Annotated in this window: 16 protein-coding genes and 1 tRNA gene; 3 read left to right on the plus strand and 14 right to left on the minus strand. The window is 55.9% G+C overall.

Annotated elements, in window-relative coordinates; all coding sequences use genetic code 11:
• Positions 1 to 70: 70 nt before the first annotated feature.
• The 4 genes from CRO19_RS15920 to CRO19_RS15935 form a co-directional block, all read right to left on the minus strand.
• Complete coding sequence (locus tag CRO19_RS15920; RefSeq protein ID WP_097096688.1) at positions 71 to 1,531, minus strand: mannitol dehydrogenase family protein; 1,461 nt, start codon at positions 1,529 to 1,531, stop codon at positions 71 to 73.
• A 44-nt stretch (positions 1,532 to 1,575) separates the two neighbouring features.
• The gene (locus CRO19_RS15925) at positions 1,576 to 2,859 is read right to left on the minus strand and encodes an MFS transporter (RefSeq protein WP_097096689.1); all 1,284 of its coding nucleotides are present in this window, start codon (positions 2,857 to 2,859) and stop codon (positions 1,576 to 1,578) included.
• A gap of 83 nt (positions 2,860 to 2,942) precedes the next feature.
• A complete protein-coding gene (locus CRO19_RS15930; RefSeq protein WP_097096690.1) occupies positions 2,943 to 3,953 on the minus strand; it encodes a Zn-dependent oxidoreductase in 1,011 nt (336 codons plus the stop codon).
• 292 nt (positions 3,954 to 4,245) lie between these two features.
• A tRNA-Asn gene (locus CRO19_RS15935) sits at positions 4,246 to 4,321 on the minus strand.
• Between the two features lie 310 nt (positions 4,322 to 4,631).
• Between CRO19_RS15935 and CRO19_RS15940 the strand changes: the two genes are divergently transcribed.
• Entirely contained in the window at positions 4,632 to 5,753 is a 1,122-nt protein-coding gene (locus tag CRO19_RS15940; RefSeq protein WP_097096691.1) for a Gfo/Idh/MocA family protein, read from the plus strand.
• A 205-nt stretch (positions 5,754 to 5,958) separates the two neighbouring features.
• Here CRO19_RS15940 and yegS read toward each other — a convergent pair whose 3' ends face one another.
• The 8 genes from yegS to CRO19_RS15980 all read right to left on the minus strand — a co-directional run bounded on the left by yegS (position 5,959) and on the right by CRO19_RS15980 (position 19,612).
• Complete coding sequence (gene yegS, locus CRO19_RS15945) at positions 5,959 to 6,858, minus strand: lipid kinase YegS (protein WP_097096692.1); 900 nt, start codon at positions 6,856 to 6,858, stop codon at positions 5,959 to 5,961.
• 231 nt (positions 6,859 to 7,089) lie between these two features.
• On the minus strand, positions 7,090 to 8,457 hold the full coding sequence (gene trhP / locus CRO19_RS15950; protein WP_097096693.1) for a prephenate-dependent tRNA uridine(34) hydroxylase TrhP: 1,368 nt from the start codon (positions 8,455 to 8,457) through the stop codon (positions 7,090 to 7,092).
• A 145-nt stretch (positions 8,458 to 8,602) separates the two neighbouring features.
• Positions 8,603 to 9,310 carry an envelope stress response regulator BaeR gene (gene baeR / locus CRO19_RS15955; protein ID WP_097096694.1) on the minus strand — a complete coding sequence of 236 codons (708 nt, stop codon included), beginning with the start codon at positions 9,308 to 9,310 and terminating at the stop codon, positions 8,603 to 8,605.
• 9 nt (positions 9,311 to 9,319) lie between these two features.
• A complete protein-coding gene (gene baeS / locus CRO19_RS15960) occupies positions 9,320 to 10,705 on the minus strand; it encodes an envelope stress sensor histidine kinase BaeS (protein WP_097096695.1) in 1,386 nt (461 codons plus the stop codon).
• A complete protein-coding gene (gene mdtD, locus CRO19_RS15965) occupies positions 10,702 to 12,108 on the minus strand; it encodes a multidrug transporter subunit MdtD (protein WP_097096696.1) in 1,407 nt (468 codons plus the stop codon). Before mdtD ends, baeS begins: the two co-directional genes overlap by 4 nt.
• 84 nt (positions 12,109 to 12,192) lie before the next feature.
• Positions 12,193 to 15,261 (minus strand): multidrug efflux RND transporter permease subunit MdtC, encoded by a 3,069-nt coding sequence (gene mdtC, locus CRO19_RS15970; protein WP_097096697.1) that lies wholly within the window; start codon positions 15,259 to 15,261, stop codon positions 12,193 to 12,195.
• Positions 15,258 to 18,380, minus strand: a complete 3,123-nt coding sequence (locus tag CRO19_RS15975; protein ID WP_097096698.1) for an MdtB/MuxB family multidrug efflux RND transporter permease subunit — start codon at positions 18,378 to 18,380, stop codon at positions 15,258 to 15,260. Before CRO19_RS15975 ends, mdtC begins: the two co-directional genes overlap by 4 nt.
• Positions 18,380 to 19,612, minus strand: coding sequence for an MdtA/MuxA family multidrug efflux RND transporter periplasmic adaptor subunit (locus CRO19_RS15980; RefSeq protein WP_097096699.1), 1,233 nt, complete (start codon positions 19,610 to 19,612; stop codon positions 18,380 to 18,382). The genes CRO19_RS15975 and CRO19_RS15980 overlap by 1 nt, the downstream gene beginning before the upstream one ends.
• A gap of 238 nt (positions 19,613 to 19,850) precedes the next feature.
• Between CRO19_RS15980 and CRO19_RS15985 the strand changes: the two genes are divergently transcribed.
• Together CRO19_RS15985 and CRO19_RS15990 are read left to right on the plus strand one after the other, a co-directional pair.
• On the plus strand, positions 19,851 to 20,813 hold the full coding sequence (locus tag CRO19_RS15985; RefSeq protein WP_097096700.1) for an aldo/keto reductase: 963 nt from the start codon (positions 19,851 to 19,853) through the stop codon (positions 20,811 to 20,813).
• A gap of 216 nt (positions 20,814 to 21,029) precedes the next feature.
• On the plus strand, positions 21,030 to 22,364 hold the full coding sequence (locus CRO19_RS15990; RefSeq protein WP_176519161.1) for a carbohydrate porin: 1,335 nt from the start codon (positions 21,030 to 21,032) through the stop codon (positions 22,362 to 22,364).
• Between the two features lie 74 nt (positions 22,365 to 22,438).
• Here the strand turns inward: CRO19_RS15990 and yegD are convergent, their stop codons facing one another.
• Both yegD and CRO19_RS16000 read right to left on the minus strand, forming a co-directional pair.
• Positions 22,439 to 23,791 (minus strand): molecular chaperone, encoded by a 1,353-nt coding sequence (gene yegD, locus CRO19_RS15995; RefSeq protein WP_097096701.1) that lies wholly within the window; start codon positions 23,789 to 23,791, stop codon positions 22,439 to 22,441.
• A 77-nt stretch (positions 23,792 to 23,868) separates the two neighbouring features.
• Positions 23,869 to 26,433, minus strand: a complete 2,565-nt coding sequence (locus tag CRO19_RS16000) for a diguanylate cyclase (RefSeq protein WP_097096702.1) — start codon at positions 26,431 to 26,433, stop codon at positions 23,869 to 23,871.
• Positions 26,434 to 26,558 lie beyond the last annotated feature (125 nt).

Consider the following 26,558-nt stretch of genomic DNA (forward strand, 5'->3'; position numbering starts at 1 on the left):
GTGCCAGCCCGATGAGAAAGGTTCAGTCTAATCAGCACGCTGCGTCTGCGCTACTCATTTATGAAGGCGCTTAGCCTTGTGTGACAAGGGCATGCACCGTGGCGCGCGCGCCCTGATTCACTAACTGCTGATAGAGCTCGGTCACACGGGTGACAAAGGCGGTGTGCTGCAGCAGATCGTCGCCGAACACCGCCTTCAGCCCCAATAGCGCTTTGACGCGCGCTGCGCCTTCCTCACTGTTGGCCACGATGTCCGCCAACCGATCTTTCAGCGGATCGCGGATCTCAATCGGCGCGCCTTGCTCGTCCACGCCGCTGACATAGCGCATCCAGCCAGCCACACCCAGCAGCAGATAATCGCATGAGGTGCCGTTGCGCAGATGCCAGCGCACGCTATCGAGCAAACGCTGCGGCAGTTTTTGCGTGCCGTCGGTGGCGATCTGATAAGTGCGATGCTTAATGGCGCGATTTTCGTAGCGTGCAATCAGTGAGTTGGCATAGGCCTCGAGATCGACGCCTTGCGTACGCAGCGTAGGTGCCTGATCCTGCAACATCAATGCACGAGCCGCCTGGCGATAGCTGGCATCAGCCATGCAATCGCTGATGTGGTCGTAACCGGCCAGAAAGCCAAGGTAGGCGAGGAACGAATGGCTACCGTTCAGCATGCGCAGCTTCATCTCTTCGAACGGTAATACGTCGCTGACCAATTCCGCGCCGGCGTTTTCCCAGGCCGGGCGGCCGTTTACGAAGTTGTCCTCAATCACCCATTGAAAGAACGGTTCGGCTTCCACCGCCACCGGATCGCGGCTGCCTAAACGTGCGCTCAGCGTGTCGAATGCCGCATCGGTCATGGCCGGAACGATGCGATCCACCATGGTTGAAGGGAACGTGATGTGCGTCTGGATGTAGGCCGCCAGTGCCGGGCTATGGCGCTCCGCCAGCTGAGTCACCACATTGCGCGTGACGTGGCCGTTTTCCGGCATATTGTCGCATGACATCACGCTAAACGGCGGTAGATTACGTTCACGACGGCGAATAATCGCCGCCAGAATCAGCCCCGGTAACGAACGTGGTGCCGTTGGATGTGCGAGGTCATGCACGATATCCGGATGATCGGGATTCAGCTTGCCGCTGGAGGGCATATAGCAATAGCCTTTCTCGGTCACCGTCATCGAGACAATTGCCACTTCCGGCTGGCTCATGGCTTCAATCACCGCCTCAATGCCGTCACTTTTGCCGTGCAGCGCCTGCGTCACCACGCCAATCACGCGCGTGTGCAACGTCTCATCGGCCATTTCCGTCAGCGTGTAGAGCAAATCCTGCTGACGCAGCGCCTGAATCAGCTCGCCGCTGTTGAGATTCACTTCGCAATAGCCCCAGTCGCTGCCCTGTGCGGCCAGTTTATCGGTCGCAAGCGCCTGATGCGCACGATGAAACGCACCAAAGCCAATGTGCACCATACGGGTTTTGAGTTGTGTGCGATCGTAAGAAGGGCGTTGTACATCAGCGGGGAGGCGTTCAAGCTCTAACATAATCATTCCTTTTAGCAAATGGGGCGCTGAGCGCCCCACGAGAATTACACCGAAACTGGTTTGTTGTTGGCCTTGGGTTCACGAATCACCAGCAGCACCAGCAGGGCACCGACACCCGCCACTGCACCCGCCAGGATAAACGCACTGTCGAATTTACCCGAGTGCTGTACGATGAAGCCGGTGACGACAGGGCCAATAACGCCTGACAAGCTACCAATCAGGTGGATAAAGCCGCTGATGCTGCCGACACGGCTTTTGTGCACCACGTCCTGCACGATTGCCCAGTAAATCGCGCCGGTGATGTAGAGGAAGAAGATGGAGATCGACATCATGATCACCGCCGAGTTGACCTCTTTTATCGTACCTGCCAGCGCTACGCAAATAGCGGCGGCGGTAAGTGAAACCACCAGCACAATTTTGCGTGATAGCAGCAGTTTACCGGTGAGGTTGAAAATCTTATCGGAAATCCAGCCACCCAGCGCCAGGCCCACGAATCCGACAATCCACGGGATCATGGTGGTGATGCTCATCGCTTTGATATCGAGGCCATGCGCCTGCACCAGATACGCCGGGAACCAGCTCAGGAAGAAGAACAGAATGTAGTTGTAGCAGAAGAAGGCAAACGCGGTGACCAGAATGATCGGCTGGCGCAGGTAGAAACCCAGTCCGTGCGCGTTGCCGCTCGGGTCGATAACGTCAGCCGGTTCTTCGGCTTTCAGTTTTTCCACCAGCGCACGCTCTTCTGGGGATACGCGTTTACTTTTCGCCGGGTTATCTGCAGCAAAGAAGAACCACAGCGCCAGCCACACGAAACCAATTGCGGCGATGACGACAAACGCCGGACGCCAGCCGAACGACAGCGCCAGATAGCCGACAATCGGCCCAGCAACAGCGCCGCCCAGCGGTGAACCCGAACTCAGTAAACCCATCGCCGTCGCGGCTTGTTTTTTCGGGAACCAGCCGTTAATGGCCTTGTTCGCTGAGGCAGAAATCGGCCCTTCCGCCATGCCAAACAGCACGCGCAGAATCATCATTGACCAGAAACCGGTTGCCATGGCGGTCAGGCCGCAGAACAGTGACCACATGCCGACGGCGGTGCCGAGTACGATGGTCGGGCCGAATTTATCGGTCGCTAAGCCACCGATAAAGTTGAAAAGGGCGTAACCAAAGAAGAAGCTGCCGAAAATCATGCCGAACTGTTCGGCGTTAATCGTCAGGTCTTTTTCCACCAAAGGTACGGTCAGCGAGAGGGCGATACGATCGAGGTAATTGATCATAAACACCAGGAACAACAGCAGTACGAGGGTCCAGCGCAGGTTCTTAAACATAGAAACTCCGTCATCGTCATTTTTTATAGTAATAATGCCGGCGGGTTATGACCGGCATGGGGACACCTGGTGTGCGGGTTAACTTAACCCATTTGTAGGATCACTTTGCAGCAGGTGCGGGGATCTTTTTCGAACAGCGTCATGGCTTGCTCAACGTCCGCCAGCGGGAAATAGTGTGTTACCAGCTTTTCCGGCTGGATCTGACCTTGCTCAATCCACTCAATCACCTGTGGAAAGCGATTGCTGTTGAGGCGAGAGGTGAACAGCGACAGCTCTTTACTGGTGAGACTTTGCTGCGTAATGCTGCAAGGTTCGCCGGAGAAGCCGAGCAGACCGATGCGCGCCGCAGGTGAGGCGAGAGCCGCGGCTTCAGCGAGAATAGACGGATGGCAGGCGGCATCAATAATCAACGTGGGTTGCACACCTTCAAGCTGGGCTGCTAACGGGATTTCGCTGTTGTTAAACACGCCATCGGCACCGTTTTCCTGCGCTAGCGCCAGACGCTCCGGCAGACGATCGACCACCAGCACCTGCTCGACGCCGTACACGCCTTTCAGCACCTGAATAGCGGTAAGGCCCATCGGGCCGGCACCGTAAATCAGCGCCACATCGTTCGGCTGCGGTTTGAGAAAGGCGGTAATATTAGCGGCAATGGTGAAAGGCTCAACCATGCTGGCAAGTTTATCGGGAACGCTATCGGGCAGACGGTAGGCATTTTTCGCCGGTGCCACCGCATACTCACTAAAGCCACCGTCGCGATGTACCCCAATCACCTGCAGCTCTTTGCACACATTAGGGCGGCCAATAGAGCAGGGATAGCAGTGACCACAGCTCACCACCGGATCGACAGCCACACGTTCACCAATGCGATTGTTTGCCACGCCATCACCTACGGCATCAATCAGGCCAAAGAATTCGTGACCGATCACGCGCGGATATTTCGCAAAAGGATTATGCCCATGCCAGATATGCACATCAGAACCGCAGATGCTGGCATATTGCACTTTAACGCGTACTTCACCTGCAGCGGGCTGCGGCAGCGGGCGCTCTGCCAAAACTAATTCACCGGGTTGTTCAATCACCACACTTTTCATCATTTACTCCTTGCCTGCTGCCAACCTAAGTTGTGAAGCCGGCATCAATGGGAAAGCAATGCTGAAAAAATACGCGCACCAATACTACCATACAAGTCGGCGTTGCAGAGTTGTGAAGAAAGTCACAGAGCGTGAAACAGGGAGAGATGATTGCAGTGCGTAAGTTGTTCCATCACTCAGGAACTCTTTTACAGGGACGCCATTTATGGCGATCGTGATATCAAGGCAGGCTAAATGGTGCCGTTGAAAAAGACAAAACCCGCTCAGGTTTCCCTGAGCGGGTTTTTAAATTTGGCTCCTCTGACTGGACTCGAACCAGTGACATACGGATTAACAGTCCGCCGTTCTACCGACTGAACTACAGAGGAATCGTTTGAACGGGGCGCATATTAACGAGCAGGCTGCACCTTGTCAAAACTCTTTTTCACAATTTTTTCTGACTGCTGAATAAAGCGTCAATTCCAGTGTTGATGCTGCTTTAAAGCCGAAAAATAGCGTCAGCCGCAGCCGTATTTGTGATGGTTATCACCAATGTTATGCAAAATTACATTCTGATTTGTCGTTTTTGTCAGATACCTCGCATGCATGATCACAGATATTTCATTTCGTCGTTGTCGCGCCAAAAAGCGAAACATATATTCCATATCACTTGATACTCGAACGAACGCAGGAATCATCATGAACAAAGTCAGAATCGGTATGATTGGCAGTGGATATATTGGTCGTTGTCACGCGATAGCCTATGCGCAGGCCCCCACGGTTTTTGCTCTGAAAGGAGAAATCGTGCGTGAAATGCTGGCGGAAGTGAGTCCAGACCTGGCCGCGAAACAGGCGGCTACCTTTGGCTTTGCGCGATCTACCGGCGACTGGCGCGAGCTGGTACGCGATCCCAACATCGATGTTGTTGATATCTGCGCGCCGAATTTCCTGCACAAAGAGATGGCGCTGGAAGCAATCCGTAACGGCAAGCACGTCTATTCAGAGAAACCGCTGTCGCTGTCGGTGGCGGATGCGGAAGAGATGGTTCAGGCGGCGCAGCAGGCCGGTGTGAAAACGCTGGTCGGCTTTAACTACATGAAGAATCCCACCAGCCAGCTCGCGCGCGAGATTATTGCTCGCGGTGAAATCGGCGATGTGGTGCACTTCTATGGCACGCACAATGAAGATTATCTGGCGCGTCCGGAAACCCCGCTCGACTGGCACTGCCAGAAAGCGCTGGCAGGATTGGGCGCGCTCGGCGATTTGGCCGCACACATTGTCAACATGGCGCACTACCTGGTTGGCGATATTGATGAAGTCAGTGGCGATATGATGACGGTAATTCAGCAGCGCCCGGATCCGAAAGATACTTCGCGCCTGTTGCCGGTGGAAAACGAAGATCAGGCTAGCGCGCTGCTGCGTTTCAAAAACGGTGCGCACGGTGTGTTTGAAACATCCCGCATCGCCTGTGGCAGTAAAATGGGCCTGACCTATGTGGTTACCGGCACCAAAGGTACGCTGCGCTATACCCAGGAACGCATGGCCGAGCTGGAGCTGTATATCCATGATGAACCGGCAGGGCGCCAGGGATTCAAAACCATTTTGACCGGTCCTGCGCATCCGGACTACGCCAATTTCTGCGTCTCAGCCGGGCACGGCATCGGATTTAACGATCAGAAGACCGTTGAGATTCGCGATTTAATTAACGGGATTGCGGCAGGCGATCGTATGTGGCCCGATTTCGCCGAAGGATTACAGGTGCAGAAAGTGTTGGAAGCCGTGGCTGTTTCAGCGCTGGAACGCCGCTGGATGAAGGTGTAATGACGAGATTTATACCCAATCGTAGCGGCGCAATTTATTGCGTAATGCTCGTCAGTTAAGCGTGAATGGGTCACCATGAATAGTGACCCTACATGGCTATAACCGGCTTTTCGTAGGGTGCGCATTCATGCGCACCTGCATAAAAAGGCTTTTTTGCTTAAGTGAGCGGCATTACGCATTTATTACACCGCTACGGTAATGTGCGTTAAGCCAGCAACGGGCACTGCGGCGGCAAACGACAGCTCAGCGCACCCGGCATCACTTCTATGTCAAACGCGCTGCCGCTGAGCGGTTCGCCATCCAGATTAAACGTCATTTCATGCGGTGAGCGAATGGTCAATGACTGCAGCTGCGCTGAAACGATATTCGGATTCTCATCATCACGCGTCAGCGAATGCAGCAACGTCGGCAATAACTCTTGCGCGGTGACGATGCTCAAATTCAGTTGCCCGTCATTAATCAGCGCATCCGGGCAAAGCCTTTGGCCGCCTCCCGCCTGACGTCCATTACCAATCCCAATCACCAGCGCATCGCCCTGCCAGTTGAAACCGGGGCCGCTAATTTCACAGCTGTCCGGCTTCAGGGCATCCACACGCATCAAACCGTGAATAAAGTACGACACGCCGCCCAACGCTGATTTCAGCTTTTCGGGCGTTTCGGTGGTAATACGGGTGCCAAAACCGCCGGTCGCCATATTGATAAAATAGCGATTGCCGTTGACGCGCGCCAAATCAATCGCGGTAGCTTTTCCTACCAGCGCCAGCCGCAGCGCCGGCTCCATACCTTCCGGAATACCCACGCTGGTGGCGAAATCATTGGCGGTACCGAGCGGTAAAATACCCAGCGCCGGGCGCTGCGGTTCCGGCAGCTGTGCCAGCGCCGTCGCGACTTCATTAATCGTGCCATCGCCGCCGCCCGCCACCACGGTTTCTGCCTGCAAATCGACCGCTTCCTGCACATAGCGATCGCCATCACCCTTTTCGAACGTGACGCGCACCGCCAGATTAAAGCCTTCGTCACGCAGCGTTTGCACCGCAGCGCGCAAATCTTCATTACCTGCGCCTTTCCCATTGAGGATCAACAGCGCCAGCGGTTTATTTTGCATTATCAGTTCCTTGATGCCAGAGAAAGAGAAGTGGTTATAGCATAGCTGCGGCGAGAACTTTATCGGCGGGCGATGAAAAAAGAAAACCCGCACGGGGGAGCCGGGCGGGTGAATGAGGTGGTTCCTGTTACAACCTGCTGATTATTGTTACTCGTTAGCAGCAGGCGGGATTCTAAAGCGGGACGATGCGGCGGTCTGTGATCCTGTTCTAACTTCACCGCTTTCTTTTCATTATGTGCGATTTTTGCCGTGCGGATCGTAAGTGCTGTTGCCGTCGGTGAAGTTACGCAGCAACAGGGCAAAGGACAGATTGACCGATTCTGGCACCGGGATCCAAACGCGATGCCCATCGCCCGGAGCAACGTCAACCGCCGCGCCTTTATCATTCTGCATGCTTTCGAGTCGGCAGTTGAGATTGCCTTCCGGCGTCATGATCTCCACGGAATCCCCCAGCATAAACTTGTTTTTTACCGCAATCTGCGCCCAGTCACCGCGACGTTCACCGGTAAATTCACCAACAAACTGCTGGCGCTCTGAGATAGAAAATCCGTTTTCGTAGTTCTGATAACTGTCATGGGTGTGACGACGCAGAAAACCTTCGGTGTAACCGCGATGCGCCAGACCTTCCAGCGTCTCCAGCAGCGCGGGATCAAAAGGTTTACCCGCAGCGGCATCATCAATGGCACGCCGATAAACCTGGGCGGTACGTGCACAGTAATAGAAGGATTTGGTGCGGCCTTCAATTTTTAATGAGTGCACGCCCATTTGGCTTAGCCGTTCAACGTGTGCCACGGCGCGCAGATCTTTGGAGTTCATGATATAGGTGCCGTGTTCGTCCTCGAAGGCACTCATCATTTCACCCGGGTTTTTCTTCTCTTCCAGCATGAATACGCGATCGGTATTAGCGCCGAGGCCGAGCGTTGGCGCCTGCACGTTGACCGGCTCATGGAAGCTGACAATATTACCGACCTCATCCTGCTTACCTTCTTCCACTTTGTATTCCCAGCGGCAGGCGTTGGTGCAGGTACCCTGGTTCGGGTCGCGCTTATTGAGGTAACCGGAGAGCAGGCAGCGACCGGAATAAGCCATGCACAACGCACCGTGCACGAAGATTTCAATCTCCATTTCCGGCACCTGCTGGCGAATTTCGGCGATCTCATCCAGCGACAGTTCACGTGACAGAATGACGCGGGTTAAACCCATTTGCTGCCAAAACTTCACCGTCGCCCAGTTCACCGCGTTGGCCTGCACTGACAGATGGATCGGCATTTCCGGGAAGGCTTCACGCACTAGCATAATCAGGCCAGGATCGGACATGATCAGCGCATCCGGCTGCATCGCCACCACCGGCGTTAAATCGCGGATAAACGTTTTAAGTTTGGCGTTATGCGGGGCAATGTTGACCACCACGTAGAATTTCTTACCCAGCTCATGAGCTTCATGAATGCCCGCAGCCAGTACCTCATGGGTGAATTCATTATTACGTACGCGCAGGCTGTAACGGGGTTGCCCGGCATAGACCGCGTCAGCGCCATAGGCAAAGGCGTAACGCATATTCTTCAGCGATCCCGCTGGAGAAAGCAGTTCAGGTTTAAACATGGAATGTCTCACTGATGTCAGGTCAGCATGCCATCGTGGATGGCAGGTGCAGCGGCCGCGTCAGGCGGCCCTGCAAAAGGTGGGGAATTGTAGGCAGGGCCACACCCGATGTAAATTGACCTGGATCAATGTAACCCGTTACGGGCTACAACAAGCGGCAAACGTCCGCTTCCCAGCGATAACCCATACCGTACACCGCGCGGATAAACGGCTGTTCCGCATCCAGATTTTCCAGCTTACGGCGCAGGTTTTTAATATGGCTATCGATGGTGCGGTCGGTGACCACGCGATAATCATCATAGAGGTTATTTAGCAGTTGCTCGCGCGAAAAGACTTTTCCCGGCTCCAGCGCCAGGGTTTTCAGCAGACGAAACTCGGCGGGCGTCAGTTCCAGTTGCTGTTCGCGCCAGCTGGCCTGGAAACGACTTTCATCAATGTGCAGAGGCGATGCCTGTTGCGCCTCCTCCGGCGAGCGTTTGACCCGGCGCAGAATGGTTTTAACGCGAGCCACCACTTCACGCGGGCTAAACGGCTTGCAGACATAGTCATCGGCGCCAATTTCCAGCCCAAGCAGGCGGTCGATCTCTTCGGTACGCGCGGTAACCATGATGATCGGTAGCTCAGAGAAGCGGCGAATTTCACGGCACAGCGTCAAGCCATCGCGGCCTGGCAGCATCAAATCCAGCAGCATCAGGTCAGGTGGCGTTTGCTGTACATAGTTCAGCACCTCGTTGCCATCAGCAATATGGTGCGTGCGGTAGTTGGACGCCTGCAGATAATCAATCATCAGCTGCGCCAGTTTGGGCTCATCTTCTACGACAAGGATCAGAGGATCGCTATTTTCCGGGCTCATAAGTTGCGTCTAGTGAGGAACATACGGCAAGTTTAGCCTGATTTGCAGTCCACCTAAATCAGAGTGATCTGCACTGATGCTGCCGTTATGCGCTTCAGCGATATTTTTACATATCGCCAGGCCAAGCCCAGAGCCGCCGCTGGCGCGATTGCGTGAACTTTCGGCACGGAAAAAACGCTCAAACAGTTTTTCCTGATGAGCAGGATCAACACCCGGTGCGCTATCCGCGCAGGTCAGCTGCCAGTAATCGCCCACCTGCTGCATGCTGAGCTGGACCACGCCGCCGGCATCGGTATAGCGCAGGCTGTTTTCCAGCAGATTAGTGAACAGCTGCATCAGGCGGTCGGGGTCGCCAAAACTCTCCGCCTGAGGAGGAATGGCCAGATTGAGGGTTAAACCGCGGCTGCGATAGCGTTCGCCAAAGCTGCCCGCCACCACTTCCAGCAGATTCACTAAATCTACCGGCTGCTTGCGATAAGCAAGAGCGCCCGCGTCGGAGAGCGAAAGCTGATGCAGATCGTCCACCAGCTTGGTGAGTAGCGAAACTTCACTTTGCAGCGAGCTAATAGCATCGGGCGTGAGTTTGCGTACGCCATCCTGCATCGCTTCCAGTTCACCGCGCAGGATCGCCAGCGGGGTACGCAGCTCGTGGGAAATGTCAGCCATAAAGGCGCGGCGGTTGCTTTCGTTCTTTTCCAGCGAGCTGGCGAGCTGATTAAAATCGCGCCCTAACTGGCCCAACTCATCACTGCTGCCCACTTCCACGCGCGTGGCGAAATTGCCCGCCGCCAGATGATGCGTGCCATCCACCAGACGTTTCACCGGCGCCAGCAGGCCGCGTGCTAAGAGCCAGGTGACCAGCGCCGCCAATAATCCCGTAAGCGCGACAATCATCCAGCTGGTGCGCCGCTGTTGCTGATCAAAATTAATATCGGTGCTGCGCGTCAACCGTTCGGCAGGTGAGGCAATCACCCAGCCGACAATCTTACCGTTGCTGAGGGTGATATTACGCCGCGTGCCTTCCGGCGGCACCGGCTGGCGCGGGCCGGATAATACTTTATATTGCTGATCGATAATCCAGAATTGTGTGCGCCAGCCGTGTGGCGGTAGCTGATTGCTGCTGCCGGGATTCTGCTCTAATGAGCACAGAATCGAGAACACCAGCCGATCGTTGGTGCGCAGAAAATCCCAGTTGCCGTGCTGCTCATATTGATCGGCCAGCGCATCGCTCAGCAAGGTTAAGCGCTGCTCGTTGCCTTTTTTGATGTAATCCACAAAACCATGTTCAAAGCTGAGACGTACGCCCCAGTGCATAGTGATGATCACCAGCATGCAGGTAGAGAAAATCGCCGCAAACAGTTTGGCGCCAATGCCCAGTTTTACCGGCCGTTTCATCCTTTACTCCTGCTTCTTAAATCAACGTTTTTACTGACATCTTTTGGCACCCGCCAGAACACCAGCGCAGGCAGCACAATCACCAGCGCCATGCACAGATAGGTGTAGATGAAGGTCTGATGGGCGGCCGCGCTATCGGTAATGACGCCATGGCCGAAGGCCCCGAGCAGTAAACCGGCAACGGTCACGCCAATACTCATCGATAGCTGCATAATCATTGAAAGCAAACTGTTGCCGCTGGAGGCGAGATCGTCCGGCAGCTCTTTCAGCGTCAGAGTATTCATGGAGGAGAAGCGGATGGCATTGACCATACCCTGGAGTAACAGCACCACCGGCAGCAGCCAGATCCAGCCGAGCAGCGCCACCAGCGGGAACAGCAGCACCACCAACGCCAGCGCGATCGTGGCACCCACCAGCGCATGGCGATAGCCGAATATATTCACAATGCGGACCACTACGCGTTTCGTCCCCATATTGCCGAGCACCATCGGAATCATCATTAAACCGGCGTGGAAAGGGCTGTAGCCAAGGCCAACCTGCAGGAAAATCGGCGTCATAAACGGCAGCATGCCGCTACCGATGCGCCCGGTAAAACTGCCGAGCAGCCCAATGGAATAGATGCGGTTATCGAACAGTTTCAGGCTGAAGAGTGCGTTGTCATTGTTGCGGCCATGCATCAGATAGAACAGCAGGGAAAACACGCCAACTAAAATCAGTAAGCCGAGCAGCAGTGGGGAACCGCCCGAACTGCGCTGCCCGTCGAGCGCCAGCGTCAGCGTTGCCATGCCTACCGCCAGCAGCACAAAGCCGAGAAAATCGAAGCGCCGCGTTTGCATGGTGTAATTGGGCATCAGCGTCAACGTGGCAATTGCGCCAATGATGCCAACCGGGATGTTAATCAGGAAGATCCAGTGCCAGCTGGCGTACTGCACCAGAATGCCGCCCAGCGCCGGACCGAGTAGCGGACCAATCTGTCCCGGCGTGGTGACAAAAGTCATCGCCGACATGTATTGCTCACGCGGCACGATTTTCATCACTGTTAATCGCCCAACCGGCACCATCATTGCGCCGCCAATGCCTTGCACCACGCGCGCCATGATCAGCTCATCAAGCGTGCTGGAGAAGGCACACAGCAGCGAACCAATACTGAACAGCACGATGGCGCAGAAGAAAATATTGCGCACGCCAAAGCGGTCGGCCAGCCAGCCGCTGATGGGCAGCGTCACTGCGACCGTCAGCACGTAGGAGACGATGACCGAATGCATATTTAGCGGGCTGACGTTGAGATCGCGCGCCATCGAGGGGATGGCGGTATTTACGATGGTGGTGTCCAGCGCCTGCATAAAGAAGCCAAACGCGACGATCCACAGCTGCCAGCGCACGGTAGCGTTTTTGGTGTCCACTGAATCTCCTCTGTTATACGGTCAGCATAAATGGCGGCCCTACAAATGTGGGGGGCGTAGGGGCGCCATTCATGGCGACCTCCCTTAATCCGTCACCAATACCCTCTTCTTCTTCCGCCGCAGCTTATCCATCATCAAATACACCACCGGCGTGGTATAGAGCGTCAGCAGCTGGCTCATCACCAAACCGCCCGCGATGGTAATACCGAGCGGCTGGCGCAGTTCAGCGCCGTCACCGCTGGTTAACACCAGTGGCAAAGCACCAAACAGGGCGGCCAGCGTCGTCATAAGAATCGGGCGGAAGCGCAAGAGACATGCCTGGAAAATGGCGTCGCGCGCCGACAGATTGCCGTTGCGCTCGGCCTCAAGCGCAAAGTCGACCATCATGATGGCGTTTTTCTTCACGATACCGATCAGCAGCAAAATACCGATCAAGGCAATCAGGCTGAACGGCGTGCTGAACAGCTCCAGCGCCAGCAGTGCACCAACGCCCGCCGACGGCAGGGTAGAGAGAATGGTCAGCGGATGCACGTAGCTCTCATACAGGATGCCCAGCACGATATACACCGCAGCAATCGCCGCCAGCATCAGGTAGAGCTGGTTGGATTGCGACTGCTGGAACACCTGCGCAGTACCGGCAAAGCTGCCGCGTACGGTGGAGGGCACGCCAATCGCCGTCACCGCGCGATCAATCGCCTCGGACGCCTGCGACAGCGATACGCCTTCCGGCAGGTTAAACGAGATGGTGGAGGCGGCCGACAAGCCTTCATGGTTCACCGAAAGCGGCGCATTGGCCGGTTGCCACTTAGCAAACCAGCTGAGCGGAATCGCTTTACCGTCGTTATTGATCACGAACATCTGATCCAGTGAGCTGATGTCCTGGGTGTAGCGCGGATCGACTTCCATCACCACTTTGTACTGATTAAGCGGCTGGTAAATGGTGGAAATCTGACGCTGACCAAAGGCGTTATTCAGTAAGGCATTGGCTGCCGAGACATCAATGCCTAGCCGCGCCATGCTTTCGCGATCGTAAGTCAGATTCATTTCGCTGCCGTTATCCTGCTGATCCGAATTGACGTCGGCCAGCTCCGGCAACGCGGCAAAGACCTGGCGTATTTTCGGTTCCCATTCACGTAAATCATTCAGGTTATCGGACAGTAAACTGTACTGATAGCTGGCATTTGATTCGCGGCCGCCGATGCGAATGTCCTGCACCGCGTTAAGATAGAGGTTCGCGCCGGGCTCTTTCGCCAGCTTGATGCGCAGTCGCGCAATCACCTGCTGTGCGCTTTCGCTGCGCTCAGAGAGCGGTTTCAGCGAGACAAACATCGAGCCGCTGTTGGTGCGCGATCCGCCGGTAAAGCCGGTGACGTTATCCACCGCCGGATCGGCCTTGATGATATTCATGAAATCCTGCAGCTTACCGCGCATCGCCTGGAACGAAATACTCTGATCCGCCGAAATAAAGCCTTGCAGGCGGCCGGTATCTTGTTCCGGCATAAAGGTTTTCGGGATCGCGATAAACAGCCAGACGGTGAGCGCTACGGTGCCAAGCAGCAGCATTAATACCCAAATGGCGTGATTCAGCACCCAGCCGAGCGATCGCGCGTAGCCGTTTTGTACCTTGAGCAGCAGTTTGCCAAAACCGCGCGTGCGCGGCTGGCTGCGCTTTTCCTGCGGCTTCAGCACGTAGGCGCACATCATCGGCGTCAGCGTGACCGAGATAAACAGCGAGATAAGAATGGCCACCGACAGCGTAATGGCAAATTCAGAGAAGAAGCGGCCGATAATGCCGCCTATCATCAGCAACGGCAGGAACACGGCAATCAGCGACAGGCTCATCGACAGCACGGTAAAACCCACTTCGCGCACGCCGGTTAAGGCTGCCTGCAACGGTTTCATCCCCGCTTCAACGTGGCGCGCAATATTCTCCAGCACCACGATGGCGTCATCCACCACAAAGCCGGTGGCGATAGTCAGCGCCATCAACGACAGGTTATTCAGGCTGAAGCCGCACAGATACATGGCGGCGAAGGTGCCAATCAGCGACACCGGCACCGCAGCGGCGGGGATCAGCGTGGCGCGCCAGTCGCGCAGAAAGGCAAACACCACCAGAATCACTAGCGCCACGGCGATAATCAGCGACTGCTCCACCTCATGCAGCGAGGCGCGAATAGTCGGTGAGCGATCCTGGGCGATTTGCAGATCGATGGCGGCGGGAATAACCTCATGCAACATCGGCAGCTCGCTGCGAATGCGGTCGACGGTATCGATGATGTTGGCTTCCGGCGATTTCCGCACCACCAGTAACACCGCCGGTTTACCTTGGGTCATACCGGCGTTGCGTACGTCCTGCACCGAATCCTGCACGTTGGCGACATCGCTGAGCCGTACCGCTGCACCGTTATTGTAGTGCACCACCAGCGGCTGATATTCGCTCGCCGTTTGCAGCTCATCGTTGGTGCGCACTTGCCAGCGCTGCTGCACATCATCAATCGCACCCTGCGGACGGCGCTGATTGGCATTGCTGATGGCGGTGCGCACCGCATCGAGCGACACGCCCTGGTTGAACAGCGCCTGCGGATTCAGGTCGACGCGCACCGCCGGCAACGAGCTGCCGCCCACCGTGACGTCGCCGACACCCTCAATCTGCGAGAGCTTCTGCGCCAGCTGCGTTGAGGCGTAATCATACAGCTGACCGGGATTATAAATATCCGAGGTCAGCGTCAGAATCATGATCGGCGCATCGGACGGGTTGGCTTTGCGATAGCTGGGACGGCTCGGCATACCGGTGGGCAACAGGCTTTGTGCCGCGTTGATTGCCGCCTGCACGTCGCGCGCTGCGCCGTTAATGTCGCGATCAAAATCGAAGACCAGAATGATGCGCGTACTGCCGAGCGAGCTGGTCGAGGTCATTTCGCTTACGCCAGCAATGCGGCCGAGCGAACGTTCCAGCGGCGTCGCCACCGAGGCCGCCATGGTTTCCGGTGAAGCGCCGGGCAGGGAGGCGGAGATCAAAATCACCGGGAAATCCAGCTGTGGCAGCGGCGCGACCGGCAGCAGGCGAAAGCCCAGAATACCGGCCAGCGCTATCGCCAGCGTCAGCAGCGTCGTGGCAACGGGACGATGGATAAACAGGGCGAAAAACTTCACGATGCCGCCTCCGAGCGCTTAAAGCGGCGGCGCGTAGCGTGGGCGAGACGATCGAACAGCAGATAGATCACCGGCGTGGTGAACAACGTTAATACCTGGCTGACAACCAGGCCGCCAACCATCGCAATCCCCAGCGGACGACGCAGTTCGGCACCCACGCCAGTACTCAGCATCAGCGGCAGCGCACCGAGCAGTGCCGCCAGAGTGGTCATCAGGATCGGGCGGAAACGCAGTAAGCACGCCTGATAAATTGCCTCGCGCGGCGGCATGCCTTGCTCACGTTCCGCCGCCAGGGCGAAGTCGATCATCATGATGGCGTTTTTCTTCACAATGCCGATGAGCAGGATAATGCCGATGATGGCGATGATATCCAGCTCGTTGCCGCTCAGCATCAGCGCCAGCAGTGCACCCACGCCCGCCGTCGGCAGCGTTGAGAGAATGGTAATCGGATGGATAAAACTCTCATACAGCACGCCAAGCACGATATACATCGCCACCACCGCGGCCACAATCAGCCACACGGTGCTGGACAATGCGGCTTCAAATGCCAGCGTGCTGCCCTGGAACTGCGTCATCATTTCTGCGGGCATGCCGACCTGATCTTCCGCCGCGCTCACCGCTTTCACCGCATCACCCAGCGAATAGCCCTCCGCGACATCAAATGAGAAGGTGGCGGAGGGGAACTGGTCGAGATGATTAATGCTTAACGCCGCGTGACGTTGCTCGATCTGCGCAATGGCGCTCAGCGGTACACTGCCGCCATCGCTGCTGTTGAGCCGAATACCGTCGAGACTTGCCAGCCCTGGCGTGGCATCGTTGTTCTGCTCCAGCACCACGCGATATTGGTTGGCTTGGGTGTAAATGGTAGAGATCAGCCGCTGGCCAAAGGCGTTATACAGTGCGTTATCGACGTCGGCCATGCTAATGCCTAGCCGGCTGGCGCTGTCGCGATCGACGCGCACAAAGGCTTCCAGGCCTTGATCCTGCCAGTCGCTACTGACATCACGCAGCTGCGGCAGCGTGTTGAGCTGTTCCAGCAGCTTTGGCACCCAGGTGCTGAGCGAATCCAGCGATCCGGATTGCAAGGTGAACTGGTAAGGCGTGCGGCTGGCCTGAGTGTCAATGGTCAAATCCTGCACCGGCTGCAGCCATAGCGAGACGCCCGGCACCTGCGCTAACGCCTGCTGCAGGCGCTGCTGTACCGCTGGAATACGATCGTCACGTTGGTTGAGCGGTTTGAGGTTGATTTGCAGCCGTGCGCTGTTGAGCGCAGCGTTGGTGCCATCGACGCCGACGAATGACGTCATGCTTTGTACTGCCGGATCTTTCATGATGATTGAGGCAACATCGCGCGTGCGTTCAGACATGTTGGCATAAGAGACCGACTGCGGAGCCTGCAACGTGCCCTGAATGATGCTGTTATCCTGCTGCGGGAAGAAGCCCTTGGGGATCACCACCCACAGCAGCACGGTGATCACCAAGGTGCCCAGCGCAACGGAAAGGGTGAGCCACGGATGACGCAGCACGCGCGTTAATCCGCGGCCATAGCTGGCGATCACGCGATCAAACAGCGCTTCGCTCGCCCGGGAGAAACGGTTCTGTTTGCGCAGCGATTCGACGCTCAGCATGCGGGCGCACATCATCGGCGTCAGCGTCAGCGACACCACGGCGGAGATCAAAATCGCCACCGCCAGCGTTACGGCAAATTCACGGAACAGGCGACCAATCACATCGCCCATAAACAGCAGCGGGATCAGCACGGCAATCAGTGAGAAGGTGAGGGAGATAATGGTAAAGCCTATTTCCCCCGCACCTTTAAGCGCCGCGGTGAGCGGTTTTTCGCCTTTTTCGATATAGCGCGAAATGTTCTCAATGACCACGATGGCGTCATCGACCACAAAACCGGTGGCGATGGTCAGCGCCATCAGCGTCAGGTTGTTGATCGAGAAGCCGAGGAAATACATCGCGGCAAAGGTGCCGACCAGCGATAACGGCACGGCGACCGCAGGAATAATGGTCGCCGGCACGTTACGCAGGAACAGATAGATGATCATCACCACCAAACCCATCGCCAGCATCAGCTCGTGCTGCGTATCGCTGACTGAGGCACGGATGTTGGTGGTGCGGTCGGTGAGCAGCTTCACATCCACCGATTTCGGCAGCGTGGCGGTCAACGTTGGCAGCATCGCGCGAATGTTATCGGCGGTGGCGATGATATTGGCGCCCGGCTGGCGCTGCACATTGAGTACGATTGCCTGCTGGCGGTTAGCCCAGGCGCCAAGCCAGCTGTTCTCCGCCCCTTGTTCAATGGTCGCGACATCGCCAAGCCGCACCGGTGCGCCGTTGTTGTAGCTGGCGATCAGCTTGCGGTAGTCCTCCGCCGAGGTCATCTGGTCGTTGGCCGACAGCGTAATTGAGCGGGTTGGACCGTCAAGGCTACCTTTCGCCGAGTTCACGTTGGCGTTGGTGATGGCAGTTCGCACGGATTCGCTGGTCAAACCGAGTGCGGCCAGCGCCTGGGTGTTCATTTTCACCCGTACCGCTGGGCGTTGTCCGCCCGAGAGCGTCACTAAACCGACGCCAGACACCTGCGAGATTTTCTGCGCTACGCGGGTTTCCACCATATCCTGCACCTGCGTAAGCGGCATGCTGGTGGTCGTCACCGCTAACGTCATGATCGGCGGATCTGCCGGGTTTACTTTGCTGTAAACCGGCGGATTAGGCAGATCGCTCGGCAGCAGATTGGTAGCGGAGTTGATCGCCGCCTGGACTTCCTGCTCGGCCACATCCAGTGGCAGCTTCAATTGAAACTGTAACGTCACCACCGAAGCTCCGCCTGAACTCTGCGATGCCATCTGTTTCAGGCCGGACATCTGGCCAAACTGGCGTTCCAGCGGGGCGGTGATGGATGAGGTCACCACATCCGGACTGGCGCCAGGATAGAGCGTTACCACCTGAATCGTCGGATAATCCACTTCCGGCAGCGCGGAGACCGGCAGAAAACGGTAGCCGAGTACGCCTGCCAAAAGAATGGCGATCATTAATAGCGTGGTGGCAACCGGGCGCAGAATAAATAGGCGTGATGGGCCGCCGCTGGCGTCTGGAGGCATGACCTGCATTATTGACGCTCTCCACGTGCCGGCTGCGCGGCGCGCGTGCTGTGCGTTGCGGTGCTTTGCGGGGCGACCACTTCTACCGTTGAGCCTTCGGTCAGACGATCGAGGCCGTCGGTCACCACGCGATCGCCCGCTTCAAGTCCGGCGCTAATCACCACTTTCTGGCTATCCTGCAACCCGGCCGTGACGCGTTTTTTGCTCACTTTATTGTCGCTGTTCACTACCCAGACAAAGTGGCCATCGTTACTCATTTGCAGCGCAGCGGTCGGAATCACTACCGCATCTTGCAAGGTGTCGACTTTCAAACGGGCGTTAACAAACTGGTTGGGAAACAGCGTGTCATCTTCGTTGCTGAAGCGCGCTTTAAGCTTGATGGTGCCGGTGGTGGCATCAATCTGGTTATCCAGACTCAACAATGCGCCCGTGGTCAGTAACGTTTTATTGCTGCGATCCCAGGCTTCGACGATGAGCGGCTGGCCGCTTTTCTGCGCCTTGAGAATTTGGCTGATGTTGTTCTCTGCGACGCTGAATACCACGTCGATCGGGTGCGTTTCAGTGATCACCACTAAACCGGTGGTGTCGCCAGAGGTGATGTAGTTGCCGACATCAACCTGTTTCAACCCGACGCGTCCGCCGATTGGCGCAGTAATACGGCTATAGGTGAGATTAAGCTGGGCGCTAGCGACATTGCCTTCATCGGCTTTGATGGTGCCGAGGGTTTCGCTGACCAGCGAGCGCTGCGTATCAAGCTCCTGCTGCGAAACCAGTGACGTTTTCGCCAGTTTTTCATAGCGGCTGAGATCGCGACGCGCATTGGCAAGCGTGGCCTGGTCTTTTGCCAGCTGACCCTGCGCCTGCGTTAGCGCTACCTGATAGGGACGGGGATCGATTTCCGCCAGCAGCGCGCCGGCGGCGACCTGTTGACCTTCCTGGAAATGCAGCGCCATCAGCTGCCCATCAACCCGGCTGCGCACCGTCACGGTATTCGCGGCGGTCACCGTGCCAAGGCCGCTCAGGTAATAGGGCACGCTTTGGGTGGTGGCCGTGGCTGCCTGCACCGGTGCTAACGGACGACGAGCTGAACCGCCGCCAGCCCCGCGTCCCCGATGCTGCTGGCCTTCCGCCTGCGCCTGTTTATTTGGCTCTGCTGGATGCTGCCACCAGAAATATCCTCCTGCCAGCACGGCGATGACAGTGATGGCTAGCAAGGTTGTTTTTAGTCGACGATTGCTCAATGTGTGTCCTCTCCAGCGGTTTCGTTTTCCCCAAATGCGAAAACAAAAAAGCCTTTTCGCAAACGAAATGATTGTAGTCGCCCGAATTGGGCAAAATTTGAAGGAAATAAGAATATCGCCCCGGCGAGGCTAAGTATTCATATTCTGTAAATATTCTGGCAGTAATACGCATAAGCGCATCGATTTACTTTGCTAAGCTCAATAACAGGCATGTCTCGTTTGAATAAAGGAGAACAAAATGAGTCAACAAAAACTCCGCCAGCTTGGCGACAGTGGTATTGAGGTTCCCCGTCTTACGTTTGGCGGCAATGTATTTGGCTGGACGGTAGATGAAAAGACCTCATTTTCACTACTGGACGCGCTGGTGGAGAAAGGCTTGTTCTTCATTGATACCGCCGATGTCTATTCGCGCTGGGCACCGGGCAATGAAGGCGGTGAGTCGGAAACGATTATCGGTAAATGGCTGAAGAAAAGCGGCAAGCGCGACCGCATCGTGCTGGCGACCAAAGTGGGCATGGAGTTGTCACCCGAGAAGACCGGGCTGAAGCCCGCCTACATTCGCCAGGCGGTAGAGGATTCGTTGCGTCGTCTGCAAACTGACGTCATCGATCTCTATCAGGCGCACCGCGATGATGACACCACGCCGCTGCTGGATACGCTCAAAGCTTTCGATTCGCTGATCAAAGAGGGCAAAGTGCGCGCTATTGGTGCGTCTAACTACAGCGCCAACCGTCTGCAGGAAGCGTTGGATGTGAGCAAGCAACACGGGCTAGCGCGTTATGAAACTCTGCAGCCGGAGTACAATCTGTACGATCGTCAGGAGTACGAGAGCGGACTGGAACAGGTGGCGGTGAAAAATGGCCTGGGTGTGATTAACTACTATTCGCTGGCCAGTGGTTTCCTCAGTGGCAAATACAAAAAACCGGAAGACGCCAGCAAAAGTAAGCGCGGGCAGGGCATCGTGGATAAATATCTGAACGAACGCGGCAAGCGCATTATTGAAGCTTTAGAAGATGTTGCTGCGTCACACGATGTTTCGGCAACGCAGGTCGCGCTGGCGTGGCAAATCGCGCGTCCCAGCATTACCGCGCCGATTGTTAGCGCCACATCGCTGGCGCAACTGGATGAGTTGGTAAAAGCAACTCAGCTTGAGTTGAGTAAGCAAGAAATCGAAGAACTGGCGAGTGCCAGTAAACTGTAATGATTCAGGGGCGTTACGGCGTCCCTTTATTTTCATTTTTTGCCACGCAAAAAATGCCATTCATGCTAAAAAATTTCCATTCATCGATCGTCGTCACAATTGCGCTAACCCACTGGCAATATTACCCTTACTGCGCACATATTTGCAAAAACTGACATATCTCCAGCACTATCCTCTGTTCGATCCCTTTCAGTCACTCATATAAGAAAAATTATCATGAACAGAAAAGAAGCAGTGCAGCAATTACCTCGCCTGGCAGCGGGAACCTTGATGTTTGCGATGGTGAGTGCCTCAGCGATGGCCGCTGATGCATTCAGTTACGACTCACCCTACATGTTTGGCGATTGGGGCGGATACCGATCGCAGCTGGAAAATGACGGCATTAAATTTGACGTCAACTACACCATGGAAAGCGCCTCTAACCTCGGCGGTGGTGCCGATACCAATACCTCCATGCGTTATAGCGATCAGTGGGCGTTTGGCGCGAACTTCGATCTGCAAAAGCTACTTGACTGGCAGGATGCGCAGTTCCAGGTAACGATTACCGATCGTAACGGTCAGAACATCTCCGATCAGGTTGCCGATCGTCGTACCGGTATGCTCTCTTCCACCCAGGAAGTTTACGGACGTGGACAAACCTGGCGCTTAACCCAGTTTTGGTTGAGCAAAGGTTTGTTTGATAACACCGTGAACCTGAAAGGTGGTCGCGTGACCGTCGGTGAAGACTTCGATAACTTTGACAGCAAGTTCCAGAACCTGGCATTTGGTAGCGGCCAGGCCGGTAACTGGCGTGGCGATCGCTGGTTCAACTGGCCTGTTTCCCAGTGGGGCGGCCGTGTGAAAGTGAACTTCACGCCGGAAGTATTCTTCCAGGTAGGCTTCTATAACCAAAACCGCGCGAACTACGATCGCGGCGATGGCTTCCGTCTCGACACCAGTAACTCTGAAGGGAATCTGGTGCCGGTGGAGTTGGGCTGGAAACCGACCTTAGGCGCAGACAAGCTGCCGGGTAATTACCGTATTGGTTATTACTACTCGTCAGCTAACGGCGATAACTACGGCAGCTGGCGTGATGGTGCGTACCAGAGTAAGGATCACGCCTACGGCGGTTACGTGCTGTTGCAACAACAGCTGACCGCGCAAGGCGGCGATGTCAGCCGCGGCCTGGGCGTAACCGTGCAAGCGGTGATGAATGACCACAAAACCTCAAAAACAGACAACTATCAGTCCGTTAGTTTTACCTGGAAAGGGCCGTTCGATGCACGTCCACAGGATGAGATTGGCGTGGGTGCGGCGCGTATTCACGTCAACAGCGCCTATACGCGTTCGCTGCGTGACCAGAACGATGCCAACGGTGAAACCAACTTCGATAGCCCAACCTATCTGCCGATTCAGGATGGCTCGGAGTACAACTATGAGATTTACTACAACGCCCAGCTGACCAAATGGCTGCAGCTGCGTCCGAACCTGCAGTATGTGGTGGCGCCGGGCGCCGTCAGCGAAGTGAAAGATGCGTTTGTTGGTGGGATTAGTGCGAACGTGAATTTCTGATATTTAATGTGGGTCGCCATCAATGACGACCCTACATCCGATTGTCGGGGCGTCATTTATGCCGCCCAATTAGCTTAACCGAACATCACCTCGGCCCAACGGGCTAAACCGGCCGTCACCGAGCCGAAATCATCGCCACCGGCGATCGGCGTATCGGGAAGCGCCTGCTGTAATGCGGCGCGAATGACTGGAGAACGTGCACTGCCGCCGGTAAGGTAGATCACTTCGGGTTGGGTTTCGCAGGTGGCAAGGGCCAGATGCACCTGTTCAAGGATACGCTCCAGCGGCTGATTAATGGCTTCTTCCAGCTGTGTCGCGCTGATTTGGGCCTGTAACTGGGCGGCGATAAACGCCAGTGAGGCATCGCTTTCGGTGACTTCCGACAGCGCAATTTTGCTCTCCTCAGCCGCGCGCACCAAACGATAGCTCAGCTTCTGCTGCCACACCTTCAGCAGATGCGCCACCTTGTCGCCTTGCTCGGCATCACGAATTAAATCACGCAGCAGCTTGCCGCTGGCGGCGGAGTAGAAATCACTTTGCGCTGGCACATCGTTAATGGCCACCGCGTTCCACCATGGCAACGCAGGTAGCGCGGTCCCTTTCTGGGTATTGCCTCCCAGACCAAGCAGTGGCATCAGGGTTTTGAACGCCAGCATGATGTCGAGATCGTTACCGCCCACGCGGCAGCCGCTGTGTCCCAGTAAACTTTCCCGGCGATCGGTTTTATTGCGCCACTCCGGACCCATCAGCAACATTGAGCAGTCGGTGGTGCCGCCGCCGATATCCACCACCAGCACGCGCGTCTCTTTCTCCAGCGTGGCTTCGAAATCCAGACCCGCTGCCACCGGTTCAAACTGAAACTCCACATCACGGAAACCCGCACGCTGTGCCGCGCGTAGCAAAATGCCTTGCGCCTGCTGGTTGGCGTCTTCGCCACCTAATCCCTGGAAGTTAATCGGGCGACCAATCACCGCTTGCTCAATCGGGCGATCGAGCTGGGTTTCACCCTGCTGGCGGATGTGCAGCATCATGGCGCACACCAGATCTTCAAAGAAGGCGATTTGCTGCGGTTTCAGGCCGTTGGCGCCGAGGAAGGATTTTGGTGATTTCACAAACCACACTTCTTCGGGATCGACCATATATTGCTGCAAGGCGGTTAAGCCAAACTGCACGCTACCCGGCGTGACATCAATATCTTCTTCGCGGTTAAAGCGCAGCGCACGCTGCAATAATGCCGTGCCTTCACTGTCTGGCGTTGGCACCTGATGATGGCGATGTAGCCATTCACTGATCGCTTCGCGCGTTGGTGCACAAATCATGGAGGGAAGCAGTCGCTGACCATTCTCCAGCGTCAGCAGACGCGGCGTGCCATTATCACTGACTGCAATTGAACAGTTGGCCGTGCCGTAATCGAATCCGATAAACATATTTATCCCCCATGCCGGAAAAAAGGGGGCGACTTTAGCGCAGCCAGCGCGGGCTGGCAATGGGTAGACGTGGCAGATTACATCTGCACTTCCTGATAAACGTGATACTGGCCACGGCCGGCATGTTTTGCGCTATAGCAGGCAACATCCGCCTGTGACATCACTACGGTGCTGATGCAATTGTGTTCATCGATTTGCGTAATGCCTGCACTTGCGCCGACGTAATAAGGTGTATCGTGCCATATAAAACGGTGTTCGCTAACCGCCGCAACTATCTGCTGTACCACATCCCGCACCTGATCCACTTCACAGTTCGGTAAGAGCAGGCCAAATTCATCGCCACCTAAGCGCGCCAGCATATCGCTGGAGCGTAAATAATGTGGCATCAGTTCTGCGAGCTCGCGCAGTAGCGCATCACCCGCGGCGTGTCCGGCGGTATCATTGACCGCTTTAAATTTATCGAGATCGATAAACACCAGGACATGCTGGGTGTGGTGGGTCGCGGCATCGTTGACCAGGCGTTTCAGCCGCTGCTCAAAGCTATGACGATTCGGCAGGCGCGTCAGCATGTCGTGTGAAGCGCTGTAGCTCAGGCGCTTCATCACTCTGCGGGATTCGCTGACGTCCTGAATAACCATCACCGCGCCGATGCTGCTACCCGCTAAGGTTTTCAGCGGCGTAATGCTGTAGTGGATCTCCACTAATGCGCCATCCGGCGTGTGCAGCACCAGCTCTTCATCAAGATCGGGTGAGATTTTTTCACCGGGCAGTTGGCACAGCAGCAGATTATCCACGCGCGGCCCGGTTTCGCCGCGGGTAATATTAAGGAGTTCGGTAATCGGCACGCCTGCGGCTTTCTCTTGTGACCAGCCGCTGAGCGTTTCTGCCACCGGATTCATAAAGGTAACGCGCATTTCATCATCGGTACTGATGACCGCTTCACCGATAGAATCCAGGGTGATTGCCATGCGCTCTTTTTCCTGGAATAGCGCTTCGTTCAGCGCGCGCAGCGGCGTGATGTCCTGACAGATGCCCAACATGCGTTCAATCTGTCCATCCTGACTCAGAATGCGGTTGGCCTCAGAGCGCACATAGCGCGGGCCTTCGGGCAAATTAATACGGTATTCAATCTGGAAGGCGCTGCGGCGCTCAATGGCCTGCTGAACAATCAACGCTGCGCTTTCGCGCTCTGCCGGGTCGAGCAGATGCAGCCACAAATCATAGGTTGGCGTTTGGTGAGGAGCCAGCGCAAACAGCTCATACATGCGTTTATCCCACAGCATTTCGCCGGTTAGCAAATTCCATTCCCAGACGCCAATGCCGCCGGCTTCGTTCGCCAGCGTGATGCGCTCCATCAGGCGGCGATTTATCTGCTCGCTCTGCTTCAGTTCGGAAATATCGATAATCTGCGCGATGAAATAATGCGGCTGCAGCGCGGCGTCGCGCACCATAGAGACGGTCAGCCGCGCCCAGACGATCTCGCCATCTTTGCGGAAATAGCGCTTCTCCATGGTGTACGTCATGATGTCACCGGCCACCAAACGTTCCAGCTGCTGCAGGTCGCTGTTGAGATCGTCAGGATGCGTAATTTGCTGAAAGGTCAGCTTTTTTAACTCATCCGCCGGGAAGCCCAGCGTCCGGCACAGCGACTGATTAACCTGCTGCCACCCACCGTTGGGAGAGACCAACGCCATGCCAATGGCCGAATACTCCATGGCATTGCGAAAGCGCGTTTCACTCTCGCTGATATGGCGCTTTTCACGCTGGAAAGCATCCATCACCAGCGCCATAGCATGACTGGGCAGCAGCACCAGCAGGAACGGTAGCCAGGTGCTGACCTGGCCCAGCAGCAGGCCATTTTGCGTCAGATTCACCCAGTTAAAGGCGAGCAGTATCGAGATGAAACTGGCATTCAGGAAGAACAGCAGGAAAGCTTCAAATTTCGGCAGGCGTACCGAACACCAGAACAGGATCACTACGATAAAGGTAAAGGGCCAGGGCAGAAAGCGCAGCGATAAATAGCTTGCCAGCAGGGTGCCGAACAAGGTCAGGCATGTTTCCAGCTGGCGGCCGGGCGTAATCAACTGGCGCAGCGGTTTGTTGGGCCAGAGCAGCAAAACGGGGCCAAAAGCCAGTACGCCAATCACTTCCGAAATAACCCACGTTGAGAAAAAGGGCAGGGAAGCGTGACCTTCGACATGCAACATCCATAACGCCAGCAACCCACCGAGCAGCGGCGCAAGCAGGCCAGCGCATAACGCAAAACGCACCCAGTCCAGCAGCGAATTGAGCGGCGCGCGGCGATCGAGCAGCGCGCGCAGCATCAGGCCACCCAGGATGGCCTGACACATATTTAAGATGGCAAATTTAATGTTGCTGAGGGCGGGACCAATAATGATGAGACTCGCTAACGCAGTGCCAATCACGCACGCGATAAGCAATAACGGCACATATTTTAAAGGCGCCCGAAACACAATGACGGTCATCAGCGCGGTGGAGTACCACAGCGGGGAAATACGTCCGCTAATGACAATCAGTTCCAGACAAAACAGTGTCAGCAGAAAGGCCAGGGCGCCAAAAATTAGCGCATGAAGCCAGGTATTTTGCGGTCGATCCTGTGAGGTTAATATTTCGAGGGTCATGCAGGAATCCAGCTGCGCCACATTGGAAAATGCGCCAATCTAATCTCTATTTTTCATGCTAGCACATCTGTTTAAGATCTCTGCGGGGAAATCTATTTTACGGCTTATTCCCTGAATTAATTGGC

The organism is Candidatus Pantoea floridensis (assembly GCF_900215435.1).
GTDB lineage: Bacteria > Pseudomonadota > Gammaproteobacteria > Enterobacterales > Enterobacteriaceae > Pantoea > Pantoea floridensis.

Bases quoted from the DNA above. Each gene is read 5' to 3' on its own strand.
- CRO19_RS15925 (WP_097096689.1), bottom strand. From the start codon at position 2,859: ATGTTTAAGAACCTGCGCTGGACCCTCGTACTGCTGTTGTTCCTGGTG.
- yegS (WP_097096692.1), bottom strand. From the start codon at position 6,858: ATGCAAAATAAACCGCTGGCGCTGTTGATCCTCAATGGGAAAGGCGCA.
- CRO19_RS15940 (WP_097096691.1), top strand. From the start codon at position 4,632: ATGAACAAAGTCAGAATCGGTATGATTGGCAGTGGATATATTGGTCGT.
- CRO19_RS15985 (WP_097096700.1), top strand. From the start codon at position 19,851: ATGAGTCAACAAAAACTCCGCCAGCTTGGCGACAGTGGTATTGAGGTT.
- CRO19_RS15975 (WP_097096698.1), bottom strand. From the start codon at position 18,380: ATGCAGGTCATGCCTCCAGACGCCAGCGGCGGCCCATCACGCCTATTT.
- CRO19_RS16000 (WP_097096702.1), bottom strand. From the start codon at position 26,433: ATGACCCTCGAAATATTAACCTCACAGGATCGACCGCAAAATACCTGG.
- baeS (WP_097096695.1), bottom strand. From the start codon at position 10,705: ATGAAACGGCCGGTAAAACTGGGCATTGGCGCCAAACTGTTTGCGGCG.
- CRO19_RS15990 (WP_176519161.1), top strand. From the start codon at position 21,030: ATGAACAGAAAAGAAGCAGTGCAGCAATTACCTCGCCTGGCAGCGGGA.
- trhP (WP_097096693.1), bottom strand. From the start codon at position 8,457: ATGTTTAAACCTGAACTGCTTTCTCCAGCGGGATCGCTGAAGAATATG.
- CRO19_RS15930 (WP_097096690.1), bottom strand. From the start codon at position 3,953: ATGAAAAGTGTGGTGATTGAACAACCCGGTGAATTAGTTTTGGCAGAG.
- yegD (WP_097096701.1), bottom strand. From the start codon at position 23,791: ATGTTTATCGGATTCGATTACGGCACGGCCAACTGTTCAATTGCAGTC.
- baeR (WP_097096694.1), bottom strand. From the start codon at position 9,310: ATGAGCCCGGAAAATAGCGATCCTCTGATCCTTGTCGTAGAAGATGAG.
- CRO19_RS15920 (WP_097096688.1), bottom strand. From the start codon at position 1,531: ATGTTAGAGCTTGAACGCCTCCCCGCTGATGTACAACGCCCTTCTTAC.